The sequence below is a fragment of the Frankia sp. RB5 genome, assembly GCF_059816245.1.
In genome coordinates this window covers 124,711-146,957 of sequence record NZ_JCBATA010000010.1, presented here as the reverse complement: position 1 = coordinate 146,957, position 22,247 = coordinate 124,711, and the positions used below count along the sequence as shown (strand labels likewise).

Sequence of the window (22,247 nt, the reverse complement as noted above, 5' to 3'; positions counted from 1 at the left end):
CCGGCGAGCGCGGCTTCGCGGTCCTGAAAAACTGGCGCGTCTTCAGCCGCTTCCGCGGCTGCCCACGCCGGGTCGGCACATTCACCCAAGCCGTCTTCGTCCTGGAACAGGAAGGAATCTAAAAAAACCAACTTTGAAAATGCTCATTTCACGTACGGTCACGATGACCGCCTGTGGCGAAGGTTGAATGGAAGCATCTGGTTGGGCTTCAAGGGACCGCATGTTGATGCGCGGTTGACCCTCTGGGTTTACCGGATCGATATACGCGACCTGCGGCAAACCTCACATCGTTCGTGGCCTTATGGTTCGGATATAGACTCCGTTACCCCCGCCTGGGGACTTGACGTATGGTGATCGACACGGGGCGAAGCGGTGGAGTCGGGCATGGTTGTGCCGAGGCGGTCCCGGGACCCTCTGTCTCAGCCGAGACCGAGACAGAGGGCCCGACCGGTCCGCCGGCTTGTCGGCCTTTACCTTGACACGAGGTCAAGGTGTCCACTGGGCCTTGGAGGTGATTCCGATCAACATGACAGATGGACCCTGGTGGAACGCCCGCGTGGCCGGCGCCCTGGGCGCCGAGGATGCGTCGGTCCGGCTCCAGGCGGCCCTGGCGGTCGGCTCGAATCCCGGCCCGGATCCCGAGCAGGGTCTCCTGGCGGCGCTCGTCGAGCGGTGCGCGGTCGAGCCCGACTTCTTCGTGCGGGACATGCTGTCCTGGGCGCTGACCCGTCTCCCGCCGGAGATCACCCTGCCTCGGCTGCGCCGCGAGCTCGGTTCCGAGCGCCCGCAGGCGCGCAGCCAGGCGCTGCACACCCTCAGCAAGATCGGCGACAGGCGGGCGTGGGCCTGGATCACGCGCGACCTGCTGCGCGACGCCGACGACGAGGTGGCGCGGACCGCATGGCGTGCGGCGGTCGCCCTCGCCGCCGAGGACGACAGGCCGAATCTGGTCGACGATCTGGTCGTGCAGCTCGGCCGCGGCGACCGTGAGGTTCAGCTGAGCCTGAGCCGTGCCCTCGTCGACCTCGGCGGGGTGATCGAGCCCGCCCTGGCGCGGGCCGCCGCGAACCCCGACCCGACCGTGGCCGCGCACGCCCGAGCCACCGCGTCGCTCCTGCGTGACCCGGAGGCCGGGTTCGACGCGGCGATCGACGAAGCGCGGCGCGTGGTCGCCCTCGGCCCGCAACGAGCCGCGACCGCTGCCGCGGCGGCGCCGGACACGAACCCGCCGGACACGAACCCGCCGGACACGAACCCGCCGGACACGAACGCGCGGCACACGAACCCGCGGACCGGGGAGGTGACGATCGCGGTGATGGAGACCGTTGACGTGGAGACCTCGGATTGCTGATCGGTGATGTGGCCCGCCGCTCGGGGGTGAGCGCCCGCGTGCTGCGGCACTACGACGCGCTCGGGCTGGTGCGACCCAGCGGTCGCACGGCCGGCGGGTATCGCGAGTACTCCGCCGAGGACGTCCGCAGGATCTTCCACGTGGAGAGCCTGCGCTCTCTCGGCCTTTCGCTGGGGCAGGTCGAACGCGTGCTGGCGGACCCGGCCTTCGCACCGTCCGACCTGGTCAGCGACCTCATCCGGTGGACGGAGGACCGCCTGGAACGCGACCGGGAGCTGCTGCGGCGCCTGCGCGCGATCGACGCGTCGGCGCCCACCGGCTGGCAGGACGTGCTGTGCATCGTCGACCTCATGCAGGGCCTTGACGCGCCCAGCGCCGCGCGCAGGCAACAGGCCGTCCTGACGTTCCCGGAGGGCGCGGCGGTTCCCGCCGACATCCTGGCCGAGGCGGTCCTCACCGAAGCCGACCCCAACGTCGCCGGCGCCCTGCGCTGGGCGCTCGCCCGATCGGGTGGCGATGGCCTGGCGACGCTGGCCGCCGCCACGCACGCGGACGACGTCGACGTCCGGCGGCGCGCCGTTCTGGCGATCGCCGAGGTGCCCGACACTCCCGGTGCGACCGCGGCGCTCACGGACGCGCTCGAGGACCAGGACCTGACGGTGCGCAGGTACGCCGCGCTGACGTTGGGCGGACGCAGCGAGGCCACTGCCGTGGCGGCGACCCCGACGGTGCCGATACTCGTCGGGATGGTCGTCGAGGGCACGAACGACGTCGAGGCGGCAGAGGTGCTGGGAAGGCTGTCCGAGGACCCCGAGCACGCGGGCCGGATCACCACCGCGTTGGCCGACGAGCTCGCCGCGCACACCGCGGACCCCGCCGTACGGATACGCCTGGCCCAGGCACTGGTCGAGCTCTCCGGAACCACCGGCCGGGACGTGCTGCGTCGCCTCGCCCACGACGACGACCCCGCCGTCGCCCTCGTCGCCTCGGTGTTCGTCCAGATTCTCGACGAGCGGCTGTCGCGCGCGTAGGGCCGGAACCGCCAGCCAGGTGGGACATCAGCCAAGCGCGGGGAGAACCATCTCGACCAGCGCGGCGACGTCGGCGTCGACCATCGGCTCCCCGCCTTACCGACCGATGTCGTCGTCGGAACCTGTCGACGTCGCCGGGGACGGCTTGACCGTGACACGGTGTGAGGCCGTAGACCGGAAGCATCAGGTTCAGCATCGGAGACTTCGCCAGGCACGGCCGCGTGTCGGTGCGCATGCTGCGCCACTACGACGCGATCGGGCTGCTGCGCCCGGCCCAGGTCGACCCGTCGACCGGCTACCGCTGGTACACCGCCGCGCAGCTCACCCGGCTGAACCGGATCGTGGCGCTGCGGGGACTGGGTTTCGGGCTGCAGCAGGTGCAGGAGCTGCTCGGCGAGCGGGTCGGCGCCGAAGAGCTGCGCGGCATGCTGCGGCTGCGGCAGGCCGAGCTGCGCGCCCAGATCGCGGCCGACACCGCCCGGCTCGCGGACATCCAGGCGAGACTCCGAATGATCGAAAGCGAGGCTGCCATGTCCACCATCGAAATCACCGTCAAGCCGCTGCCGGCAGTGCGCGTCGTCGAACTGACCGGCGTCGCGCGGAACATGGAGCCGCTGTCGATCGGCCCGGTCATCCGCGGACTGTATGAGCGGCTCGGCGCGGCGTTGCGGAGCGCGGGTGTCACCCCGACGGGACCCGCCATCGCCTATTACACCGACCCGCACGCCGATGGCGATGGCGATGGCGAGAACATCGTCGTCCACGCGGCCCTGCCCATCGGCGCGCTGCCCGCGGACGGCACACCGGCCGCCGCGGCCCTGGCCGGCGCCGCTGTCGTGGACCTGCCCGCCGTCACGCAGGTGGCGACCGTGGTGCACCGGGGCTCCATGGACGACTGCCTGCCCAGCTACCAGGCACTTGCCCGCTGGATCGAGGACGCCGGCTACCGAACCACCGGGCCGAGCCGCGAACTGAGCCTGGCCTGCCCCGAGGACGTGGACGGCTGGGTCACCGAGATCCAGGAGCCGATCGTCCCCGTGTGAACCCGAGTGGCCGCGCCGGCGTCGTCGGTACTCGACGTGGGTGACACACCCGCGGTTCCGTCAACCTCTCGCCGAATGCCGCCGAGCGGACTCGGACGGTTCCGCATGATCTGCTCCGCGCGGTCGAGCGGGCCGGGACGCCGTCGGTGCCGTCAGACGTTGGCGAAGCCGGGGATGCCGGCCCTGATGCGTTCGAGTTCGCGGGCGTCGGAGATGCCCTGGAGGTCGTGGCGGGGGGTGTAGGGGGCCTCCAGACGGCGGGCCTCGTCGTCGGTGAGGTCGAGGTCGAGGGCGGCGACGGCGTCGTCGATCTGCTGGGTGGTGCGGGCGCCGACGATGGGGGCGGCGACGACGGGGTTGCGGCGCAGCCAGGCGAGGGCGATCTGGGCGCGGGTGACGCCGCGGGCGTCGGCGATGGTGCCGACCTCGTCGAGGATGACGCGGTCGCTGTCGGCGGTGGAGCGGGTGTAGAGCATGTCGGCGAAGGTGCCGTCGGTGGCGGCGCGTTCGGTGGCGTTCGCCTGGTCGGCGGGGCGGGCGAGGCGGCCGCGGGCCAGCGGGCTCCACACCATGGTGGCGACGCCCTCGTCGGCGCAGAGCGGGAGCATCTCGCGCTCCTCCTCGCGGGCGAGCAGGTTGTAGTGGTCCTGCATGGTGACGAACCTGGCCCAGCCGTGGCGCTCCTGCAGATGCAGGGCCTTGGCGAACTGCCAGGCCTGCATGGACGAGGCGCCGAGGTACCGGGCCTTGCCGGCCTTCACCACGTCGTGCAGGGCCTCGAGGGTCTCCAGCAGCGGCGTCTCGTTGTCGAGGCGGTGGATCATGTAGACGTCGACGTGGTCGGTGCCGAGGCGGCGCAGGCTGTGGTCGATCTCCGTCATGATCGCCTTGCGGGACAGGCCGCCGCCGTTGGGCCGGCCAGGGCGCATCACGTGGCGGATCTTGGTGGTGATGACGACGTCGTCGCGGCTCGCGTAGTCCCTCAGGGCCCGGCCGAGGATCTCCTCGCTGGAGCCGTAGGAGTACATGTTGGCGGTGTCGAAGACGTTGATGCCCGCCTCCAGCGCGTGCCGGATGAGGGGCCGGCTGGCCTCCTCGTCGAGCGACCAGACGGGGTGGCCGTGGTCGGGCTGCCCGTAGGTCATCGCGCCGATGGCGATCGGGGAGACGTCGAGGCCGGTGCGGCCGAGCTTGACGTAGCGCATGGGGGAGGGGCTCCTATAATCAGGACAGTAAGCGGAGAACTCTCCGCCCGACTCGCACCACCGTAACGGAGAGCTCTCCGCTTCGGCAAGGGGCGACCGCTCGCACGTCAGGAGGACCCATGCCCGACGCCGGGTCGCAGCGTTCCGACGCGCTCAGGAACCGCGAGGCGATCCTCCAGGTCGCCCACGACGCGCTCGCCGCGAACCCGGACGCCTCGCTGAACTCGATCGCCAAGCGCGCGGGCGTCGGCGCCGGCACCCTCTACCGGCATTTCCCGACCCGCGAGGCGCTGATCCTGGAGGTCTACCGCCACGACGTGGGCCGGCTTGTGGGGTCCGTGCCGGACGTCCTCGCCGCCCACGCCGACGCCCCGCTGGACGCGCTGCGGCGGTGGTTCACCACCCTCACCGCCTACGTGCGCCTCAAGCACGGCCTCGGCGACGCGCTGAACACCGCCGCCGCGCAGGAGGTCGTCAGCGAGACCTCCGTCTCCGTCACCGCCGCCGTCGGCCAGCTCCTCGACGCCTGTGCCCGCGCCGGCGCGACACGCCCTGGTCTCGACCCCGCGGATGTCATCATGATCATCAGCTGCCTGTGGCGCACCCCCGACACCCCCGAAGGCGCCGCCCAGGCCGCCCGCCTCCTCGAACTCGCCATCGACGGGTTCCGGCCATAGCGGCTCCCGAGGCGACGCAGGCTCGCGTCAAGAGGTGTACGCGTACACCTCCAGCTGGAACAGGTAACCGGCGGCGGCGTGGCCCCATCCCGGGTTTCCCGGGCAGACGCCCCGGTTCGGCTGGTATCCGTCGAAATAGAGTGCGCTGCACTTGAAACAGAAGCGCCAGGCGCCCTGGAAGTTCCCGGGTACCGGGTTCCGGTCGTGCCAGAGAAGGTTCTGTGGGAAGGGCCCGGTATGTGCCCGGCCACCGCGTCCGGCGCAGACGCCCGGGAAGTCGTGGTAGTAAAGGAGACCGCACGACGAGCACTGCCGCCAGTCGCTCTGCTGGTACGCCGTCTCGCCGGAGTGGTGGTCGGTGCTGTTGGTGAACGGTATCCCGAACGTCCAGCCCTGTATCGCGTGCCGGCCGCCCGCCGGACACTGGTTGTGGACCTGCTGGAGGGCCCGGACCAGGCCGAAGCACTTGTTGCAGAAGCGCCAGTCGGCATGCCATACCCCGGACGCCTCGGCGGGCGAGGACAGCGCCGCCGTCGCCGTGAGGGTCGCCAGCCCGATCCCGGTTGCCAGGAATGCCCGTCGTGGTAGACCCGTTGACGTTTCGTCCACTGTCATGGTGCCCCCCTGAAATCCCTGCACGCATCGCCGTGGATGGCGGTGAGAACACTATCGCCGGCCCGGCCTCGACAGCCGCCATCCTGACTGGTTCATGACAGGAACCCGCGTGTGGGGCCCCTGTCGTCTCCGATGGCCTGGGCGAGGTCGTCCTCGTCGAGGGTAGTTGCGGCCGTCGGCGCGGATGCTGCCGTCCGGTGCTGTCGCCCGCCTGCCGGCCGATGGCGGCACAGTGGCGGGGGCGGCTGTCGGCTCGACGTCATTCCATCGGGGATTATTGGGTATAGCCTCCCTGTAGTGAAAGGAGTTGGCGATGGAAATGGCTTACTGGGCGTTCGGGGATGGTCCGAGAGTCCTTTTTGTGCAGGGCGATTCCGAAGGCGGCGACCGGCCCGGAGGAATGCCGGACCGGGGAAAGGCGTGGGCTGTCTGATGGCGCGCTTCCTGTTTGCGACCATGCCTGCTGTCGGCCACACGTCACCGGCCATCCCGGTCGCCCGGGAACTGGTCGCGCGCGGCCATGGCGTGCGGTGGTACGGCGGTGCGGCGTTCGCCGACCAGATCGCCCGCACGGGGGCGGCGTTTCACCCGATCACCGAATCCCAGCATGATCACAGCGTGCATGGTCTCGACGCGCGGTATCCACACCGCAGGGAGCTGTCCGGGCTGCGAAAGCTTCAGTTCGATATGACGTACGGCTTCGCGGCGCCGGTGGCCGGGCAGGTCCGTGACCTGACGGCCCTGCTGGACAAGGAGCCCGCCGACGTCATCATCGGGGACACCGGATTCATCGGCGGGACGATCGTCCAGGAACTGGGCGGTCCCGCGCTCGCTGGTTTCGGCATCAGCGTCCTCGGATTTCCCAGCCGGGATCTGGCCCCCTTCGGATTCGGCCTGTCGCCGGCGCGGGGCCCGCTCGGCCGGGTGCGCAACCGTGTCCTGGACAAGGCGACGCGGCGGATTCTCTTCCGAGGGATGACCGCCGAGGTCAACGTGGCCCGGCGGGCCTTCGGCCTTCCGCCGACCAGCGCCGCCGTCTACGACTTCGCCCTCGAGACCAGGCTGTATCTGCAGTTCAGCACGCCCGGGTTCGAGTATCCCGTGACCGATCGCCCATCCCAGGTGCGCTTCGTCGGCCCGCCGCGGCAGGAGACGGATCGACACTGGCAGCGACCGGACTGGTGGGACGACCTGTCCGGGGATCGCCGCGTCGTCCTGGTCACCCAGGGTACGGTCGCGACCGATCCGAGCCAGCTCCTCCGGCCGGCCATCGACGCGCTCGGCCCCGAGGACGACCTGCTCGTCGTGGCCGTCACCGGCGGCGCCGACCCGTCGGAGCTGGGCGCGGTGCCGGCGAACACCCGGGTGGCGCGGTTCATCCCCTTCGACCTCCTGCTGCCGCACACGGACGTGTTCGTCACCAATGGTGGGTACGGCGGCGTCCAGCTCGCGCTCTCCCACGGCGTCCCCGTCGTCGGCGCGGGGAAGACCGAGGACAAGGGGGAGGTGAACGCCCGGGTCGCCTACTCGGGCGTCGGCATCGACCTGCGCAGCCAGACCCCCGGACCGGATCGCGTCCGCGCCGCCGTCCGCCAGGTCCTCGGCGACATCGGCTACACCCTCGCCGCCGGCCGCCTGCGCGCGGAGATCGACGCCGCCGGGCGGGAGCAGCGGGCCGCCGACCTGCTCGAGGAGCTGGCTCGTCAGCAGAGCACCGGGGGCGCTCGAGTGGCCCAGGGTGACTGAGGCCAGGCCGCGGACCGATTCGAAAAGGTTGCGACGCCGCCAAACGGGACAGATCCCCAGTACTGAGGAAGGAGCACCGCCTGATGCAGCCGTCCCCGGCCAGCGATCGTCACCCGTCCGTGCACGACCATTCCGTCCCGACTCGGGGCCGTCCGCCGGCGTCCGGCCGGGAGATCCGTGACCAGCCGACCGGTGGCCCGCCGTCCCGCCGCACGATAACGAGGGTCCCCGGTCGCCGCCCTGAACCACGCCGCGGGCGCCCGGCCGAATGTGAACCTCAGGTACTCGGCGTGGTCGACGGTACGGAGACGGCGGACTATGTGGCGCACACGGCGACGCTGCGAGGTGTCGTCCGGCAGCGGCTGGTCACCCGGGCGCTGGTCGAGCATCTGCCACCCCCGCCCGCGCGGCTGCTGGACATCGGCGGCGGCAACGGCGTGCAGGCGCTGGAGTTCGCCCGGCGGGGATACGAGGTCACCGTCTGCGAACCGGACCCGGGCATGCTGGTCGAGGCCCGGCGGGCGCTCGCGGACGCCCCCGAGGTTGTCCGGCGGCGGGTCGCGCTGGTCGAAGGCGACGGGCGCGAGGCCGCCCGCCTGGTGGGCATCGGCTGGGACGCCACGTTCTGCCACGGCGTCATCATGTTCGTCCCCGAGCCGGCGCCCCTGCTGGAGGTCCTCGTCGAGGTCACCCGACCCGGCGGGATCATCTCCGTGGTCGGTAAGAACGGCCCGGCGCTCGCGCTGCGTGCCGGCCTGCAGGGCCGCTGGCAGGACACCACCGCGCAACTCGGCGAGCCCACCCCGGCGGCTTCCACCGGGTCGGCCACGTCCACGGGAGCGGCCGGCCAGCCAGCGGTGATCCCGCCGGGCGGTGATGATCCGGCCAACGTCTCCGCGATCCTCACAGCCGCCGGCACGCGGCCGCTCGCCCGATACGGAATCCGCATCTTCACCGATCATCTCGGCGACACCCCGCCAGGCCCGGATCTGGACGCCGTCGTCGACGCCGAATGGGCCGCCGGCACCCGCGACCCCTACCGCGGGATCGCCCGCCTCATCCACCACGTCCACTGCCGGCTGAGATAGCCCGGCGGCGCCGGACCCCGCTGGGCGATATCGGCACCACGGCCGCCGACCCGCCGCGTCCCCGACGGGTTTCTTTACCGCGCCGGCTGCGCGTGCCAGCGTGGGTGGGTGAGGTCAGCGATCAGGTACCGCGCGACGCCGGCCGGCTCGGTGACCTGTTCGACGGCGGGTGCTGGGCCGGCGCCGCCGTGCGACCTGGGGTGGACCACGCGGCGTGCTGTCGGTGAGGAGTCGTAGTGGGCTTGTGGGACGACCAGGTGCTGCCCAGAGTCATCGATCTGGCCCTCGGCAGACCGGTGCGGGAGGCCAGGGCGCGGGTCGCGGCCGGGCTGTCCGGCGAGGTCCTGGAGATCGGCTTCGGCTCGGGACGCAGCCTCGCGTACCTTCCGGCGGACGTCACGCGCCTGCTCGCGGTCGAGCCTGCCGCTGTCGGGCGCAGGCTCGCGGCAGGGCGCGTCGCCGCCGCGCCCTGCCCGGTGGAGTTCATCGGCGACGACGGCCAGGCGCTGCCCCTGCCGGACGCGTCGGTCGATCATGTCCTCACGGCCTGGACGCTGTGCACCATCCCCGACGTCGACCAGGCGCTGCGCGAGATCCACCGGGTGCTGCGGCCCGGCGGCTCCCTGCACTTCACCGAGCACGGCCGCTCGTCTCGACCCGCCGTCGCCCGCTGGCAGGACCGGCTCACCCCCGCCTGGGGCAGGATCGCCGGCGGCTGTCATCTCGACCGCCGCATCGACGAGCTGGTCGCGGCGTCCGGGCTGACCCTGGAGTCGGCCACGACCCATCCGATGCGCGGAACAGCCCGGCTCGGCTTCGCCTACGAGGGCGTCGCGTCCAGACCGACCTGACGCGGCGTCCCGGCCGGAGCGCGTGGCATGCGGTCCGCGCGGCCCGCGGCGTCAGCTGGAATCTGTTTGCTGTACGTCGCGATTGCGTGGGACGGTGCGTCGACCGGACGGGTGCCGCCGCCGTCTCGGACGGATCGGCGCGTGCCTTTCCGTGCGCGCGTCCTGCCGACGGCCCGACCTCGGGCCGGGAACTCAAGGAGCTGTCATGACTGTGCCGCTGCGCGTGGACGACGCCGCCCACCGTGGCGACGAGACCGATCTCCCCGGGGAGATCGCCGCGTCCGAGCGGACTCCGCTGGTCATCAAGCTGCTGGTCGTCGCCACGTTCATCGTCATCCTCAACGAGACAATCATGATCAACGCGGTGCCCCGGCTGATGATGGACTTCTCCATCTCGCCGCGGGCCGCGCAGTGGCTGTCGACCATCTTCATGCTCACGATGGCCGCGGTAATCCCGCTGACCGGCTGGTTCCTGCAGCGGGTGACGACCAGGACGGCCTACGCCGTCGCCATGGCGACCTTCTGTACCGGAACGGTCATCGGCGCGGTCGCGCCCGCCTTCCCGGTGCTGCTCGCCGGCCGGGTCGTGCAGGCCGCCGGCACGGCGGTGATGATGCCGCTGCTGATGACGACCCTGATGGTGGTCGTCCCCGAGTCGGCCCGCGGCCGGGTGATGGGCACCGTCACGATGGCGATGTCCTGCGCGCCGGCGCTCGGCCCCGCGGTCTCCGGAGTCATCCTGCAGCTCGGCTCCTGGCGGCTGATCTTCGTGTTCATCCTGCCGGTCGCGGTGCTCGTCGCCGTCGCCGGCCTGCGCAGGCTGGAGAACGTCGGCGAGACCGTGAGCGGTTCCGTGCACTGGCCGAGCGTCCTGCTCGCGGCACTCGGGTTCAGCGGCCTGCTGTTCGGCCTCAGCGAGATCGGTGCCCGTGACGGTGTCACCGTCGGGCTGATCATCACCGGCGGCGGGGCGCTCGTCGCGGGGTTCGCCGCGGTGCAGCTTCGGCTGGCACAGCGCGGCCGCCCGCTGCTGGACCTGCGCACGCTCGTCCACCGCTCGTTCCGGGTCTCGCTGCTGGTGATGGCGGCCTCGAACATGGCCTTCTTCGGCGCCATGTTCCTGCTGCCGCTGTACCTGCAGGACGTGCGGGACCTCACCGAGCTGCAGACCGGCCTGCTGGTGATGCCCGGTGGCCTGGCGATGGGCCTGCTCGGCCCGGCGGTCGGCCGCGTCTACGACCGGTTCGGCGCGCGGCTGCTCGTCATTCCCGGCTGTGCGGTGGCGATGCTCTCGCTGGGCGCGCTCGCCACGATCGGCCGCGACACGCCGTACCCGCTGCTGCTGGTGGTGCACATCCTGCTGATGGCGTCCCTCGCGGCGGTGTTCACCCCCCTGTTCTCCGTCGGACTGGGTGACCTGCCCGCCAGCCTCTACTCGCACGGCAGCTCGCTGTTCGGCACGATCATGCAGGTCTCCGGCGCCATGGGCACCGCCCTGCTGGTCGTCATCCTGGAGGCCCGCTCCACCCGGCTGACCGACGGCGGCGCGTCCGACGTCGACGCGCTCGTCGGCGGGATGCGGTGGGCGTTCGCCACCGCCGCCCTCATCGCGATCGCCCTGACACTGATCGCCCTGTGGATCCCCAACAGGCCCAAGGGCGCCGGCGCCCACGCCAGCCCCGAGCCTGCCCCGGCGGTGTGACCGGGCGCTGCCGCCGACGCGTGAGCCGGACGTCGTCGCCCGTGCTGCCTCGACGTCGCTATGCCACCGGAAAGTCGAAGTAGGTGTCCGGATGGGGTTCGTCTCGCAGGGTGTAGTGCCACCACTCGCGGTCGTAGGAGAGGAAGCCGCAGGCCGCCATGATGGAGCGAAGGTGCTGACGGTTTCTCGCCTCGGTCGACGGGATTCCGCGTGCTCCGTGGTGTGAGATCGCGTCCATCAGGTCGTGGCGGCCGCCCATGGCGGCGAGCTCGCCGGTGGCCAGATGGTAGAGCGCCAGGTCGACGGTGCTGCCCCGGCTGTGTCCCGACCTGGCGGCCACGTATCCCTGCGTGAACAACTCGGCGCGGCTGATGTTCGGATAATGATGCGGCTTCGTCCGGCCGTCCTCCGGCTGTCGCGACCAGCGCAGAAAGCAGTCCACGGCGCGTTGCGGGCGGTATCCGTCCCAGACGACCAGGCCGAGGCCAAGGGACTCGGCCTGGTCCCGCGCCCTGCGCAGCGCCGCGCACAGGGCCCGCGTGCCGACGATCCGGTTCGCCAGGTACCCGTCCACCGGCCTGCCGGTGAAGTTGTCCCAGGTGGCGTACTTGGCGTCCCAGCGTATTCCGGGCACCAGCTCGTCCACGAAGGCGAATTCATCGTCCATCGGGTGTTCCGGCCAGCGTCCGCGACACCAGACGGTCGATCACCGCGCCCAGCGGCAGGCCGGCGGCCGCCATCATCCTCGGGAAGCGGCTGTACGAGGTCAGGCCGGGAAACGTGTTGACCTCGTTGAGGATCACCGTGCCATCCTCCCGGAGGAACATGTCCACCCGGGCCAGTCCCCTGCAGCCCAGGGCGCGATAGATGGAGGTGGCGGTCTCCTGGACGAGCGAGCGTGCCTCCGCCGGGATGTCCGCGGGAACGATGGCGGTCGCGTTCTCGGAACCGCCTTCGGGCGCGCTCTCCTGGTGGATACGGAAGAAGCCGTGGGACAGCGCGATCCGATCCACCTCGCCGGTGATCAGATCCCGACCGTTTCCCAGAACGGCGCAGCCGACCTCGCTGCCGACCACAGCCTCCTCGATCAGCACCTTCGTGTCGTACTGCCGTGCGGTCCGCACCGCCCGCGCCAGCTCCGGCGCACCGGAGACCTTGCTGACGCCGAACGACGATCCGGAACGGGCCGGCTTGACGAAGACGGGATAGGGAAGCCGGCCGGGATCGACGTCCTCGTTCCCCGTGACGACCCAGAAGCTCGGCGTGGCGATACCCGCGCCTCGAACGACGAGGTAGGTGAGGGACTTGTCCATACACAGCGCGGAGCTCTGGAGGCCGCAGCCCACGTAGGGGATCCCGGAGAGTTCCAGCAGTCCCTGGATCGCGCCGTCCTCGCCGAGCCGGCCGTGCAGGACGGGCAGCACCAGGTCGAGCCTGATCGTCTCGTAGCGTCCCTCGTCCAGGACGAGCAGGCCGTGCACGCCACCGTCCGGTGACAGTGCCGCTGGACGGCCGTTCCCGTCATCCCAGCCCGGGTCGGGGCCGTCGCACAGCCGCCACGCGCCATTCCTCGTGATCCCGAGGTAGAACGGCTCATACCTCTCGGTGTCGAGGTTCGCCGCGACCTCCCGCGCGGACCTGACGGAGACGGTGTGCTCCTCGGAACCGCCGCCGAAGATGATCCCGATTCTCGTTCTAGCCATGCGCGGTACTTCCTTCGAATCGCCGGCAGTTGACGATGGAGTTCTCGATGATGTCGTTCAAAGCGTGATCGGTGTAGTAGGCCGTGTGCGGAGTTATGATCACGTTGGGGAGTCCCTGGAGGCGTGCCAGCGACCGGTGCTCGACGGGGTTTCCCCGGTGATCGGCGTAGAAGATTCCCTCCTCTCCTTCGAGGACGTCCAGCGCCGCGCCACCCAACCGGCCGCTGTCCAGCGCGGAAACGAGGGCCTCGGTGTCCAGAAGCGCGCCGTGACCGGTGTTGACGACGATCGCGCCGCGCTTCATCCGCTCGATACGGCGACGATCCAGGAGATGACGCGTGGCCGCGTCGAGGGGAACGTGGAGCGTGACGATGTCACTTCGCCGCAGCAGGTCGTCGAGGGAAACACGGTCGGCGGCCGCGGTGCCGGGCCGGCTGTCGTGGGCGAGAACGCGGCAGCCGAAGCCTCGCAGCCTGGCCACGACCGCGGCGCCGATGCGTCCCGTCCCGATGACACCGACGGTCAGGTCGCGCAGTTCCCGCCCGCGCGTCTCCTGCAGGCGGTAGTCATGGGCGGCTGCCCGGATGATGACGGACCCCGCATGCCGCGCCGCCATCAGCATCAGCATCAGGGTGTAGTCGGCCACGCTGTCGGGTGAGTACGCCACACCCTCGACGGTGATGCCGACGCTCGCCGCGTAGCTGACATCGACGTGATTGCATCCGGTGCTTCTCGTGGAGACATACGACACGCCGACGCGGCTCAGCGCGAGAAGGGTGGAGTTGGTGACCTGATCTTTGTGGCTGATGCTGATACAGCGGTTTCCCGATGCCAGGGCGACATTGGCCTCGGACGCCGGCGCCTCGGTGAAGGTCGGCGCGACGTCGAAGCGGGGCGACAGCTCCCGGAACAGGGCAGCCTCGTCCTGTCCGCAGCCATAGACGGTGATTCCCGTAGCCGAGACGGCCGGGGAAGACGGGGAAGACGGGGAAGGCGGGGAGAGTGGGGATGCCGGTGATCGGGCGCGGTGGTGGGCTGCCGTTCGGGCCGCTTCGGTGGAGGTCACGCGCTCCAGTCAAGGAAGGGCGGAGTTGCCGGCGTATATGGGAATGGCAATATGTCAGCGATATGTGGCCGACCGTACTGTGCGGCAGCATGATTCCGCTCCGCGTCGACGAGATCGCCGCGGTCGTCCATGGGATGGTCAAGGGCGATGGCGCCGTCACGGTGACCGCGCCGGCCGTGCTCGACGGCCGGCAGGCCGAACCGGGTGGCCTGTTCGTGGCGTTCGCCGGCGAGCAGGCCGATGGTCACGACTACGCGGGCCAGGCAGGCCGGGCCGGTGCGGTGGCGGTGCTCGGCTCCCGGCCCACGCCGTTGCCCACCGTCGTAGTCGACGACGTCCAGGCCGCGCTGCAGGCGCTCGCCACCCACGTCGTGGCCCGGCTGCGCGACCGGCTGACCGTCGTCGCGGTGACCGGCTCCCAGGGCAAGACCAGCACCAAGGACCTGCTGGCGACCATCCTGGCGAGCGCCGGCGCGACGACCGCCACGATCGGCTCGCTGAACAACGAGCTCGGCGTGCCGCTGACCATGCTGCGCGCCGACGCGGCCACCCGGTTCCTCGTCCTGGAGATGGGTGCTCGCCATCTCGGTGACATCGCCACGCTCACCGCTCTGGTCGCGCCCGACATCGCCATCGTCATGAACGTCGGCCAGGCGCATCTCGGCGAGTTCGGGTCGCGCGAGGCCATCGCCAGTACCAAGGGCGAGCTGGTGCGGGGACTGGCGCCCGGTGGCACCGCCGTGCTCAACGCCGACGATCCCCGGGTGGCCGCGATGCGCTCGCTCACAGCCGGCCCTGTGCTGACCTTCGGCCGAGCGTGGCACGCCGACATGCGCGTGCTCGACCTGACGCTGGACCGGCTAGCCCGGCCGTCATTCACCCTGCAAACCACCGCAGCCACCGCAGCCACCGCAGCCACCGCAGCCACCGCCACCACCACCGCCGCTTCCGGGGCCGTCACCGCCGTTCCCACCGCCGAGGCCGCCGTCGTCACCACTTCGTCGGCTCGCGTCACGCTGCCGGTTCTGGGCGCGCATCAGGCACTCAACGCGTCGGCCGCCGCAGCGGCGGGGCTGGCCGCCGGCGTACCTCTCGACGTGATCGCCACGGCGTTGGCCTCCGCCTCGCTGTCACCGTGGCGCCTGGAGCCGCGCGGCCTCGCCGGCGGCGCGATGCTGCTTAACGACGCCTACAACGCCAACCCCGACTCGACCCGCGCCGCCCTCGACGCGCTGGCGGCGATCGAGGGAGGCCGCCGCATCGCCGTCCTCGGCGAGATGCGCGAGCTCGGCGACGCCAGCGAGGCCGAGCACCGCGCTGTCGGGGAGCACGCCGCCTCCCGGGCCGACGTGGTGGTGGCGGTCGGCGAGGCGGCCCGACCGATCGCCGTCGGCGCGGGGAAGCGGGCGGTGGCACTGGACGACAACGACGCGGCTGTCGACTGGCTGCGCGGCCGCCTCGGCGCCGGCGACGTGGTCCTCGTGAAGGCCTCCCGCGGCGCGCGTTTCGACGAGATCGCCGCCGCGCTCGCGTGAGCTGCCGGGGTGACGTCCTCGTCGCTCCTCGGGCACGCGCACCCTGGTCGACCTGTGGCGAGATATGCGATCATTCATATCGGACCCGGGGGGATTCGGTATGCGTTGCACCCGTTATGTGGCTGTCAATGAGCAGATCATTTTTGAGATCCGGCTGCACTGGGTGGTGCTGGTCCGAGTCCTGCTCGAAGCGGCGGCCGCCCTTGTCGGTGCCGTGGCGATCTCCGTCTACGTCGCCGTCCATGGTATCGGCGCGCGCTTCCTGCTGATGCTTCTGTGGTGCGCCGTCCTGGTGGTCGTCGCCCGGCTGATGTGGCACCTGCTCGGCTGGCACCGGACCCGCCTGTTGATCACGAGTTCGCGGCTCGTCAAGGTGTCCGGGATCATCTCGGTCAGAGTTCAGAGCCTTCCGCTGTCGAAGATCACGGACCTCTCCTATGACCTCGACCCGACCGGCCGGGCTATTGGTTACGGGAAGTTCTCCCTGGAGACCGAGGGTGATCACAAGAACCAGCTGGAGAGCATCGATCACGTCCCTCGGCCCGACCGGTTCTACCTGTTGCTCTGCAACGGCATCTTCGGCGATTCCCCAGAGCCGGCAGTGGACGAGTAACGGAGTCCGGGTGGGCGATGCCGGGTTGAGCGGGGCCGGTCATTGTGTTCGCCGTGCAGGTTCTATCTGCCGCTGTGCGCCTGGTCGGGACCGCGATTGTCCATTGCGGCGTCGCCGGCGCCGGGAGCCGCGGCGCCGAGGTGCGTGTCGACATCGCCGGCGCCGCCGGTGATCAAGGTGAACGCGGCGATGACGGCCATGAGGAAGCCGGCGCCGGCCAGTGGGGCGAGGCCGGACCGGGCACCGTCGCCGAGCAGCAGGGTGCCCGCCAGGGCCGGAAGCAGCGTCTCGCCGGCGCACTGGCCGGCCATCGCGGTCGTGACCGCCCCGCGCTGCAGCGCGACGGCGAACAGGGCGAGGCCCAACCCGCCGTAGGCCAGCAGCGCCCAGGTCGCGGGGTCGGTCAGCACGTCTGCCCACGGCCTGGTCTCGATCAGCCGCGCGCACAGCGCCGTCCCGCCGAACGCCAGCCCGGACAGCAGCCCGAGCGCGGCGCCTGCCCGGTCCCGCCCGGCCTGTGCTTGCCCAGCCGCCTCTGGCCCTGCTCGTCCCGGCCCGGCGATTCCGGTGCCGGCTCGACCCTGACCGGCTCGCAGGGCCGGCCCGATCAGCGCGACGATCACCACAACCCCAGCGGCGATCCCCCAGGAGACGCCGCTCGAGGCGGGATGCGCCCGTCCCGGCCGCGCGGTCAGCGCCAGCAGCACCATCCCGGCACCGAGGACGGCGAGGGCGACCACCTCTCGCCGGGGTAGCCGGACGCCGAGCGTGGTCACGGCGAGCACCGCCGTCACCCCGACCGAGCCGGACAGGATGGCCTGGACCGCGAACAGCGGCAGCCCACGCACGGCGAGCAGCGACAGTAGCCAACCCAGCAGGTCCAGGCCCAGCCCGGCCAGGTAGGGCAGTTGGACGGCCAGCCGGGCCAGCGCCGAGGGGCTGAGCGCCTCGGTGACTCCGCCCCCGCCCCCGCTCCCGCCAGGCCCGGCACCCGCCGCGGAGGCCGGTGCCGTCCGGGCCGCGCCGACAGACTGGAGCACGGCGCCGACCCCGTAGCACAGCGCGCAGGCGAAGGCGGCCAGAGCGGCGATCAACACACCGGCGACGGTACGCGGTCACCTTGCTCACACCCGCGGCCGGGACCCCGGGCCACACCGTCTGCTCCACCGTCCTGGCGACGCAGCCCCGGCGGGGCTCGCCGCGTGTGGTTCTCCCGCGGCGACATGTCCCCTATACAAGGAATTGGGCTGTCCGGCTTGGGACTTCGGGTGTCGAGCACACGGGATGGGCATGGAGCCTCGGGGAGGATGCCCCCCCGAGACATCGACCTGGTGGCCAGCCGCCCGAGAGGATCCGAGATGAACCTGGAGCGACCCGCCGCCGACCCCGGGCGGTCGAGACCGAGCGAGGAGCATGCCCGCGCGCCGTCCGGGATCGTGCTCGACGAGCCCAGCACGGCCGACAGCCGGCGTCAGCCCGACATTCGTCCGCTGTGGGCGCAGGTCCTGCTGTACGTGTTCATCATCGGGCCGTTCGCCGCCGCGGCGGTCGGCCTGTGGTACGCCACGACGGTCTCGGGGGTCTCGGTCGTCGACGCCGTGCTGTTCGTCGTGTTCTACGCCGTCACCGGGCACGGCGTGACGATCGGGTACCACCGGCTGTTCACCCACCGCTCCTTCACCGCGACGCGACCGTTGCGGATCGGTCTGGCGATCGCCGGCTCGATGGCCCTCGAGGGCTCGGTGATCTGCTGGGTCGCCGACCATCGCAAGCACCATGCTTTCTCCGACGCGGACGGCGATCCGCACTCCCCGTGGCGCTACGGCACCTCCCCCTGGGCGCTCACGAAAGGCCTGTGGTGGTCGCACACCGGCTGGCTGTTCGACCGGCACAAGACCTTCACCAGCCGCTACGCTCCCGACCTGCTCGTCGACGCCGACCTTGTCCGGGTCGACCGCCTGTTCCCGGTGTGGGCGCTGTCGAGCGTCGCGCTACCCGGCCTGCTCGGCTGGGCGCTGAGCGGGTTCACCTGGCACGGCGCGTGGACCGCCCTGTTGTGGGCGGGACTGGTCCGGATCTTCCTGATCCACCACGTCACCTTCTCGATCAACTCGGTCTGCCATGTGGTCGGCAGCCGGCCGTACGCCAGCAGGGACAGGGCGACGAACGTCTGGCCGCTGGCCATGCTCTCGATGGGCGAGTCCTGGCACAACTACCACCATGCCGATCCCACCAGCGCGCGCCACGGAGCCGAGCCCGGGCAGGTCGACAGCAGCGCGGCGATCATCCGTCTGTTCGAACGCCTCGGGTGGGCCACCCGCGTCCGCTGGCCCGACCCGACCCGCCTGCGGGCCAGACGACGGGTCCCCTGACGGACGGGTCCCCTGACGGACGGATCCCAGCCGTCCGTCGTTTGCCGGACAGCGCGGACGGACGCAGGCACTGGGCGACTACCGTCCGCTTGTCAGGTCGCCTGACGGTGTCGCGGGACCTTCCCGGGAGGCGGACGTGGAAGCAGTCGGGACGGGCCGGCGCGAGCGCGGTGCTCGCCGGCGGGGGAGCAGCATCGTAGGCGCCGCCGTCGCCGCCGTGGTGGCCATGGTGGTGGCGGCGCTCGGCGGCTGCGCCGGCGTCGGGCCTGGCGGGCAGGTGGTTGCGTCGACGGGCGTGGCTACCCGGCGGGTCACCGTGACTCCGGTCGATCAGCACTGGAACGTGACGCGCGGGTGGAGCGTCGAGGAGGGGGAGAGCGGCCCCGGCGCACAGATCGACTGTGGAGACACCCGGCAGGCCTACCCGTCGCCGGCCAGTGTCAGCGGCGACGTCTACTACTGCTCGCCGAGCGCCGCCGCCGCTGACGTGTGCTGGCCGACGCCCCAGCCCCGCCGCATGCTGTGCCTGCGTGACCCGTTCTCGACCGTGCTCACCGCGCTGACGGCCCAGGCGCTCGTCGCCAAGGTCGACCCGCCGCGCAATCCTGTCCCGCTCGGCCTGCTCCTGGCCGACGGCGAGCGCTGCCGGCTGCGCGACGGCGGCGCCTGGGGCGCCCCGCGGGGCCATCCGGACCTGGTCGGCTACTACTCCTGCGGCGCGGACGACATCGTGTGGGCGCTCCCGGACTCGTCCACCGGCGGCATCGACAAGGCCACCAGCAGCTGGACCGTCCTGGTCGGCGACGTCACCGGCCCGCTGTCCACCCGCGCCGTCACGCAGGCCACGTTCGTCGCCACCGCTGCCTGAAAGAGGGAACCCGGCGGCTCTGGCACGTCCGCGAGCCCGCCGAGTGCCCAGTCGAGGTGGTCCAGGACACAGGCGTCGCGGCGTCGGGGCGTCGGGGTGTCGGGTGGTGGTCAGGTCTCGCGAGCGACGGTGTCGGTCGGTTCGTGATGCGATGGAGAAGATACGAGCTATCCGCGCTTTGTTCGTCAGGAGAAGATTTTCATGGTTCTCGGTCTCAGGCGACGATTTCTGCGCGTGGGCGTGGCCGCCGGCCTGGTACTGGTCGGCGCGCTGGCGGCCGGCTGCGGGAACGACGTCACCGGTGCCGCCGCGTCCCCGGCGGCGCCGGCCACGCCGAGCGCGTCGATGACGGCGATGACAGGGACGACGGGGACGGGGGCAGGCGCGGGGGCGACCGGTCCGGCCATGAGCGCGACGATGCTCGACCCGTCGGCGACCCCGGCCGATCGGATCCCCGGGGCGCGGTCGTCGACGTTCGTCCTGCTGAACACCCGGCCGTCAGGGCTGGACGGGGTCAGGGGCACCGCCTGGCTGGCCATTGACCCGACCGCCGGAACCACCCTCACCGTGTCCGCGACCGGCCTGGCGCCGGGCGCGCACTACATCGCTCACCTGCACGCGCAGCCGTGTGCGGTGGACAACGGCGGACCGCACTTCAGGTTCGACCCGCACGGTCCGGCCGTTGCGCCCAACGAGGTGCATCTGACGCTCGACACCGACTCCGTCGGCGGCGTCCGAGCGACCGTCACCAACAACCGCCCGGTGACCGACGCCGCCCGATCGGTGGTCATCCATCCCGTCGGCGCCCTGGACAAGCGGGTGGCCTGCGCCGACCTGTGACGCCCGGATCGTCGGCCCCTGTGACCCCTCGGCTGCCGTCGCTGTGCGGGCTGCCGTCGCTGGTGATCCGCCGGATGCTGGCGGTGTAACGGCCGCCGTTCGGGCGTGGAGCTGGCGCTGCGGGTGGTTGTGGGAGTTCGTGTCCCAGGACCTGCATGTTTGCCCTACGATGGCGCGGTGTCGACGCCAGGCGTGGACGCCACGGGGGGTGGCGGTACCGATCACGTCGTGGTGCGCGTCCTTCCCGGCGCGTCCGAAGACGAACCAGACGCGTCCGAAGGCGCAAGGCGGGGCGCTGACACCGCCGGCGGTGAACAGGACCCGGCGGGGACGCCGTACTTCACCTGGGCGCGGTTGTCCAACCTGCTGTCCTCGGTCGGGCAGGAGAGCACGACCGCCGTGCTCGCGCCGTTCTTCGCCGGGACGCTGGGCGCCGCCCCGGTCGTGATCGCCGGGGTGGAGGCGGCGGGCCGCGCGGGTGGGACGGCCGCGCGGTTCGGCGGTTCCGGAGTCGCCAGGCGGCGGCCCGGCGTCCGTGGGCTGCTCGACGTCGTGGGATATGGCGGTGCGGCGCTGGCCGCGGTGTTCCTCGCCGGCAGCTCGGCCATCTGGCAGGCCGGTGCCTGCCGCGCCGGCTCGTGGGTGGCCCGCGGCATGGGCACGCCGACGACGCTGCGACCGGTGAGCGATCAGGCGCTGGCCGGGCGGGCCGGGCGGCGCCTGGGCGTCGAACGGGCCTATGACGCGCTCGTCGCGGCCATCGGTCCGCTGATCGCGGTGGCGCTGCTGGCGTTCGCGAGCGTGCGCACCGTTCTGCTGCTGGCGGTCGTCCCCGCGGTGGTGGCCGGTCTGGCCAGCGCGTATGGCGCCCGCGCGGCCCGATCCGCTCCTGGTGCTGGTGCTGGTGCTGGCGCGCCTGGGGAGACGGGGGCGGCGGGGGCGGCGGGGCGGCCGTCCGCCCGGTCGATAGTGGCGGAGCTACGCAGGTCGGGGCCGCTGGGACGGCTACTGCTCGGGGTCGCCCTGTACGAGGCGGCGAACATCGCCGCCGCGCTGCTCCTGCTGCGGGCAACGAAGATCCTGCCCGGCGGCGCGGGCCCGCTGAGCCGGCTGCAGGCTGTGGCGCTGCTCTACGTCGTCTACCAGGTGAGCGCCGCCGCCTGCGCCTTCTGGGCGGGACGGGTCGTGGACCGCCTCGGCGCCGCCGTCGTGGTCGCGACCGGCGCCGCCGCCCTGCTGATCGCCTACGCCGGCTTCGCGGCCGCCGCACGCGGCGACCTGGCCCTGATGATCGGCTGCTTCGTGCTCGCCGGCGCGGCGGCGGGGGCCGTGGACGCCGCCGAGTACGCGGGCCTCGCCCGTCTCGTCCCGCCGGAACGCCGCTGGCCCGCGCTCAGCGCCCTGACCGGTCTGCAGAACGCCGGACGAATCTTCGCCACCGTCACCGCCGGCGGCCTGTGGACTCTCGTCAGCCCACCCGCCGGCCTCCTGATCTGCGGCCCGCTCCTGCTCGTGGCCACCATCCTCCTCGCCACCCGCCCGGACCGCCCCGCCGCCGCGTCCCACTGACCCCGGGAATTGCGCCTGACCCCGGGAATTGCGCCATCACCGTTGGCCTGAGCCATTCTTGTGCGATTCATGTGAACCGCGAGGCGTGTCTGGTGTGATTGCTGCGTCACAGTTCCGCGGTGACCATGGTTGCGGGGGCCTCGTCGACGTTCAGTTCCTTCTTCCCTCATCCCTGTGCGGTGGTGGACGTGGAGACGTCCGGACTCGCGCGGCGCCGAGACCGCGTGCTGACGGCGCGACGGGATGATCAGGGCATCAGCGGCCTGACCGGGCCGTCTGTGACCGCCACCTGAAACGGCCATGATCGACGCCGGGGTCGGCGGTTCCCGTAAGCGGCATATCGGGCGGGCTTCCCACGGGTGGGAAGAACGT

Annotated in this window: 20 protein-coding genes; 14 read left to right on the top strand and 6 right to left on the bottom strand. The window is 71.5% G+C overall.

The genetic code is table 11. The features are described from left to right. Window positions 1-526: 526 nt before the first annotated feature. The 3 genes from AC6EXY_RS07595 to AC6EXY_RS07585 all read left to right on the top strand — a co-directional run bounded on the left by AC6EXY_RS07595 (window position 527) and on the right by AC6EXY_RS07585 (window position 3,425). The gene (locus tag AC6EXY_RS07595) at window positions 527-1,351 is read left to right on the top strand and encodes a HEAT repeat domain-containing protein (protein WP_499816915.1); all 825 of its coding nucleotides are present in this window, start codon (window positions 527-529) and stop codon (window positions 1,349-1,351) included. Beyond that, window positions 1,345-2,382, top strand: a complete 1,038-nt coding sequence (locus AC6EXY_RS07590; RefSeq protein ID WP_101835924.1) for a MerR family transcriptional regulator — start codon at window positions 1,345-1,347, stop codon at window positions 2,380-2,382. Before AC6EXY_RS07595 ends, AC6EXY_RS07590 begins: the two co-directional genes overlap by 7 nt. A gap of 182 nt (window positions 2,383-2,564) precedes the next feature. Further along, entirely contained in the window at window positions 2,565-3,425 is an 861-nt protein-coding gene (locus AC6EXY_RS07585; protein WP_499816919.1) for a MerR family transcriptional regulator, read from the top strand. Between the two features lie 152 nt (window positions 3,426-3,577). On the opposite strand, the gene AC6EXY_RS07580 is transcribed toward AC6EXY_RS07585, so the two are convergent. Next, entirely contained in the window at window positions 3,578-4,630 is a 1,053-nt protein-coding gene (locus AC6EXY_RS07580) for an aldo/keto reductase (RefSeq protein ID WP_499816914.1), read from the bottom strand. Between the two features lie 119 nt (window positions 4,631-4,749). Between AC6EXY_RS07580 and AC6EXY_RS07575 the strand changes: the two genes are divergently transcribed. Then, window positions 4,750-5,307, top strand: a complete 558-nt coding sequence (locus AC6EXY_RS07575; protein WP_101835918.1) for a TetR/AcrR family transcriptional regulator — start codon at window positions 4,750-4,752, stop codon at window positions 5,305-5,307. A 27-nt stretch (window positions 5,308-5,334) separates the two neighbouring features. Here AC6EXY_RS07575 and AC6EXY_RS07570 read toward each other — a convergent pair whose 3' ends face one another. Further along, complete coding sequence (locus AC6EXY_RS07570; protein WP_243408120.1) at window positions 5,335-5,922, bottom strand: hypothetical protein; 588 nt, start codon at window positions 5,920-5,922, stop codon at window positions 5,335-5,337. A 456-nt stretch (window positions 5,923-6,378) separates the two neighbouring features. Here AC6EXY_RS07570 and AC6EXY_RS07565 point away from each other — a divergent pair, with 456 nt between their 5' ends. The 4 genes from AC6EXY_RS07565 to AC6EXY_RS07550 all read left to right on the top strand — a co-directional run bounded on the left by AC6EXY_RS07565 (window position 6,379) and on the right by AC6EXY_RS07550 (window position 11,309). After that, the gene (locus AC6EXY_RS07565) at window positions 6,379-7,668 is read left to right on the top strand and encodes a glycosyltransferase (protein WP_243408119.1); all 1,290 of its coding nucleotides are present in this window, start codon (window positions 6,379-6,381) and stop codon (window positions 7,666-7,668) included. Between the two features lie 290 nt (window positions 7,669-7,958). Next, complete coding sequence (locus AC6EXY_RS07560; RefSeq protein ID WP_243408118.1) at window positions 7,959-8,756, top strand: methyltransferase; 798 nt, start codon at window positions 7,959-7,961, stop codon at window positions 8,754-8,756. 236 nt (window positions 8,757-8,992) lie between these two features. Continuing rightward, on the top strand, window positions 8,993-9,607 hold the full coding sequence (locus AC6EXY_RS07555) for a class I SAM-dependent methyltransferase (protein WP_101835912.1): 615 nt from the start codon (window positions 8,993-8,995) through the stop codon (window positions 9,605-9,607). A gap of 205 nt (window positions 9,608-9,812) precedes the next feature. Further along, window positions 9,813-11,309, top strand: a complete 1,497-nt coding sequence (locus tag AC6EXY_RS07550; RefSeq protein WP_101835910.1) for an MDR family MFS transporter — start codon at window positions 9,813-9,815, stop codon at window positions 11,307-11,309. 58 nt (window positions 11,310-11,367) lie between these two features. Here the strand turns inward: AC6EXY_RS07550 and vanX are convergent, their stop codons facing one another. From vanX to AC6EXY_RS07535, 3 genes are read right to left on the bottom strand one after another with little or no spacing between them, the layout of a single operon-like run. Further along, the gene (vanX, locus tag AC6EXY_RS07545; RefSeq protein ID WP_101835908.1) at window positions 11,368-11,976 is read right to left on the bottom strand and encodes a D-Ala-D-Ala dipeptidase VanX; all 609 of its coding nucleotides are present in this window, start codon (window positions 11,974-11,976) and stop codon (window positions 11,368-11,370) included. Further along, window positions 11,966-13,012: a D-alanine--(R)-lactate ligase gene (gene vanA / locus AC6EXY_RS07540; protein WP_101835907.1), complete on the bottom strand. Its 1,047-nt coding sequence runs from the start codon at window positions 13,010-13,012 to the stop codon at window positions 11,966-11,968. The genes vanX and vanA overlap by 11 nt, the downstream gene beginning before the upstream one ends. Next, window positions 13,005-13,961 carry an NAD(P)-dependent oxidoreductase gene (locus tag AC6EXY_RS07535; RefSeq protein WP_499816918.1) on the bottom strand — a complete coding sequence of 319 codons (957 nt, stop codon included), beginning with the start codon at window positions 13,959-13,961 and terminating at the stop codon, window positions 13,005-13,007. Before AC6EXY_RS07535 ends, vanA begins: the two co-directional genes overlap by 8 nt. Window positions 13,962-14,167: 206 nt before the next feature. Here AC6EXY_RS07535 and AC6EXY_RS07530 point away from each other — a divergent pair, with 206 nt between their 5' ends. Both AC6EXY_RS07530 and AC6EXY_RS07525 read left to right on the top strand, forming a co-directional pair. Then, on the top strand, window positions 14,168-15,613 hold the full coding sequence (locus AC6EXY_RS07530) for a UDP-N-acetylmuramoyl-tripeptide--D-alanyl-D-alanine ligase (protein ID WP_101835940.1): 1,446 nt from the start codon (window positions 14,168-14,170) through the stop codon (window positions 15,611-15,613). Between the two features lie 100 nt (window positions 15,614-15,713). Continuing rightward, on the top strand, window positions 15,714-16,226 hold the full coding sequence (locus AC6EXY_RS07525) for a PH domain-containing protein (RefSeq protein ID WP_101835904.1): 513 nt from the start codon (window positions 15,714-15,716) through the stop codon (window positions 16,224-16,226). Window positions 16,227-16,288: 62 nt separating this feature from the next. Here the strand turns inward: AC6EXY_RS07525 and AC6EXY_RS07520 are convergent, their stop codons facing one another. Continuing rightward, on the bottom strand, window positions 16,289-17,323 hold the full coding sequence (locus tag AC6EXY_RS07520; protein WP_499816913.1) for a hypothetical protein: 1,035 nt from the start codon (window positions 17,321-17,323) through the stop codon (window positions 16,289-16,291). A 261-nt stretch (window positions 17,324-17,584) separates the two neighbouring features. Here AC6EXY_RS07520 and AC6EXY_RS07515 point away from each other — a divergent pair, with 261 nt between their 5' ends. The 4 genes from AC6EXY_RS07515 (at window position 17,585) to AC6EXY_RS07500 (ending at window position 21,875) form a co-directional block, all read left to right on the top strand. Beyond that, window positions 17,585-18,598 (top strand): acyl-CoA desaturase, encoded by a 1,014-nt coding sequence (locus AC6EXY_RS07515; protein WP_499816912.1) that lies wholly within the window; start codon window positions 17,585-17,587, stop codon window positions 18,596-18,598. 136 nt (window positions 18,599-18,734) lie between these two features. Next, window positions 18,735-19,466, top strand: coding sequence for a hypothetical protein (locus AC6EXY_RS07510; RefSeq protein ID WP_243408117.1), 732 nt, complete (start codon window positions 18,735-18,737; stop codon window positions 19,464-19,466). A gap of 201 nt (window positions 19,467-19,667) precedes the next feature. Continuing rightward, complete coding sequence (locus AC6EXY_RS07505) at window positions 19,668-20,306, top strand: superoxide dismutase family protein (protein ID WP_133150892.1); 639 nt, start codon at window positions 19,668-19,670, stop codon at window positions 20,304-20,306. A gap of 177 nt (window positions 20,307-20,483) precedes the next feature. Then, a complete protein-coding gene (locus AC6EXY_RS07500; protein WP_499816911.1) occupies window positions 20,484-21,875 on the top strand; it encodes an MFS transporter in 1,392 nt (463 codons plus the stop codon). The last annotated feature ends 372 nt before the right edge of the window (window positions 21,876-22,247 follow it).

Bases quoted from the DNA above. Each gene is read 5' to 3' on its own strand.
- AC6EXY_RS07580 (WP_499816914.1), bottom strand. From the start codon at position 4,630: ATGCGCTACGTCAAGCTCGGCCGCACCGGCCTCGACGTCTCCCCGATC.
- AC6EXY_RS07565 (WP_243408119.1), top strand. From the start codon at position 6,379: ATGCCTGCTGTCGGCCACACGTCACCGGCCATCCCGGTCGCCCGGGAA.
- AC6EXY_RS07570 (WP_243408120.1), bottom strand. From the start codon at position 5,922: ATGACAGTGGACGAAACGTCAACGGGTCTACCACGACGGGCATTCCTG.
- vanA (WP_101835907.1), bottom strand. From the start codon at position 13,012: ATGGCTAGAACGAGAATCGGGATCATCTTCGGCGGCGGTTCCGAGGAG.
- AC6EXY_RS07515 (WP_499816912.1), top strand. From the start codon at position 17,585: ATGAACCTGGAGCGACCCGCCGCCGACCCCGGGCGGTCGAGACCGAGC.
- AC6EXY_RS07550 (WP_101835910.1), top strand. From the start codon at position 9,813: ATGACTGTGCCGCTGCGCGTGGACGACGCCGCCCACCGTGGCGACGAG.
- AC6EXY_RS07595 (WP_499816915.1), top strand. From the start codon at position 527: ATGACAGATGGACCCTGGTGGAACGCCCGCGTGGCCGGCGCCCTGGGC.
- AC6EXY_RS07530 (WP_101835940.1), top strand. From the start codon at position 14,168: ATGATTCCGCTCCGCGTCGACGAGATCGCCGCGGTCGTCCATGGGATG.
- AC6EXY_RS07505 (WP_133150892.1), top strand. From the start codon at position 19,668: ATGGTTCTCGGTCTCAGGCGACGATTTCTGCGCGTGGGCGTGGCCGCC.
- AC6EXY_RS07525 (WP_101835904.1), top strand. From the start codon at position 15,714: ATGCGTTGCACCCGTTATGTGGCTGTCAATGAGCAGATCATTTTTGAG.
- AC6EXY_RS07575 (WP_101835918.1), top strand. From the start codon at position 4,750: ATGCCCGACGCCGGGTCGCAGCGTTCCGACGCGCTCAGGAACCGCGAG.
- vanX (WP_101835908.1), bottom strand. From the start codon at position 11,976: ATGGACGATGAATTCGCCTTCGTGGACGAGCTGGTGCCCGGAATACGC.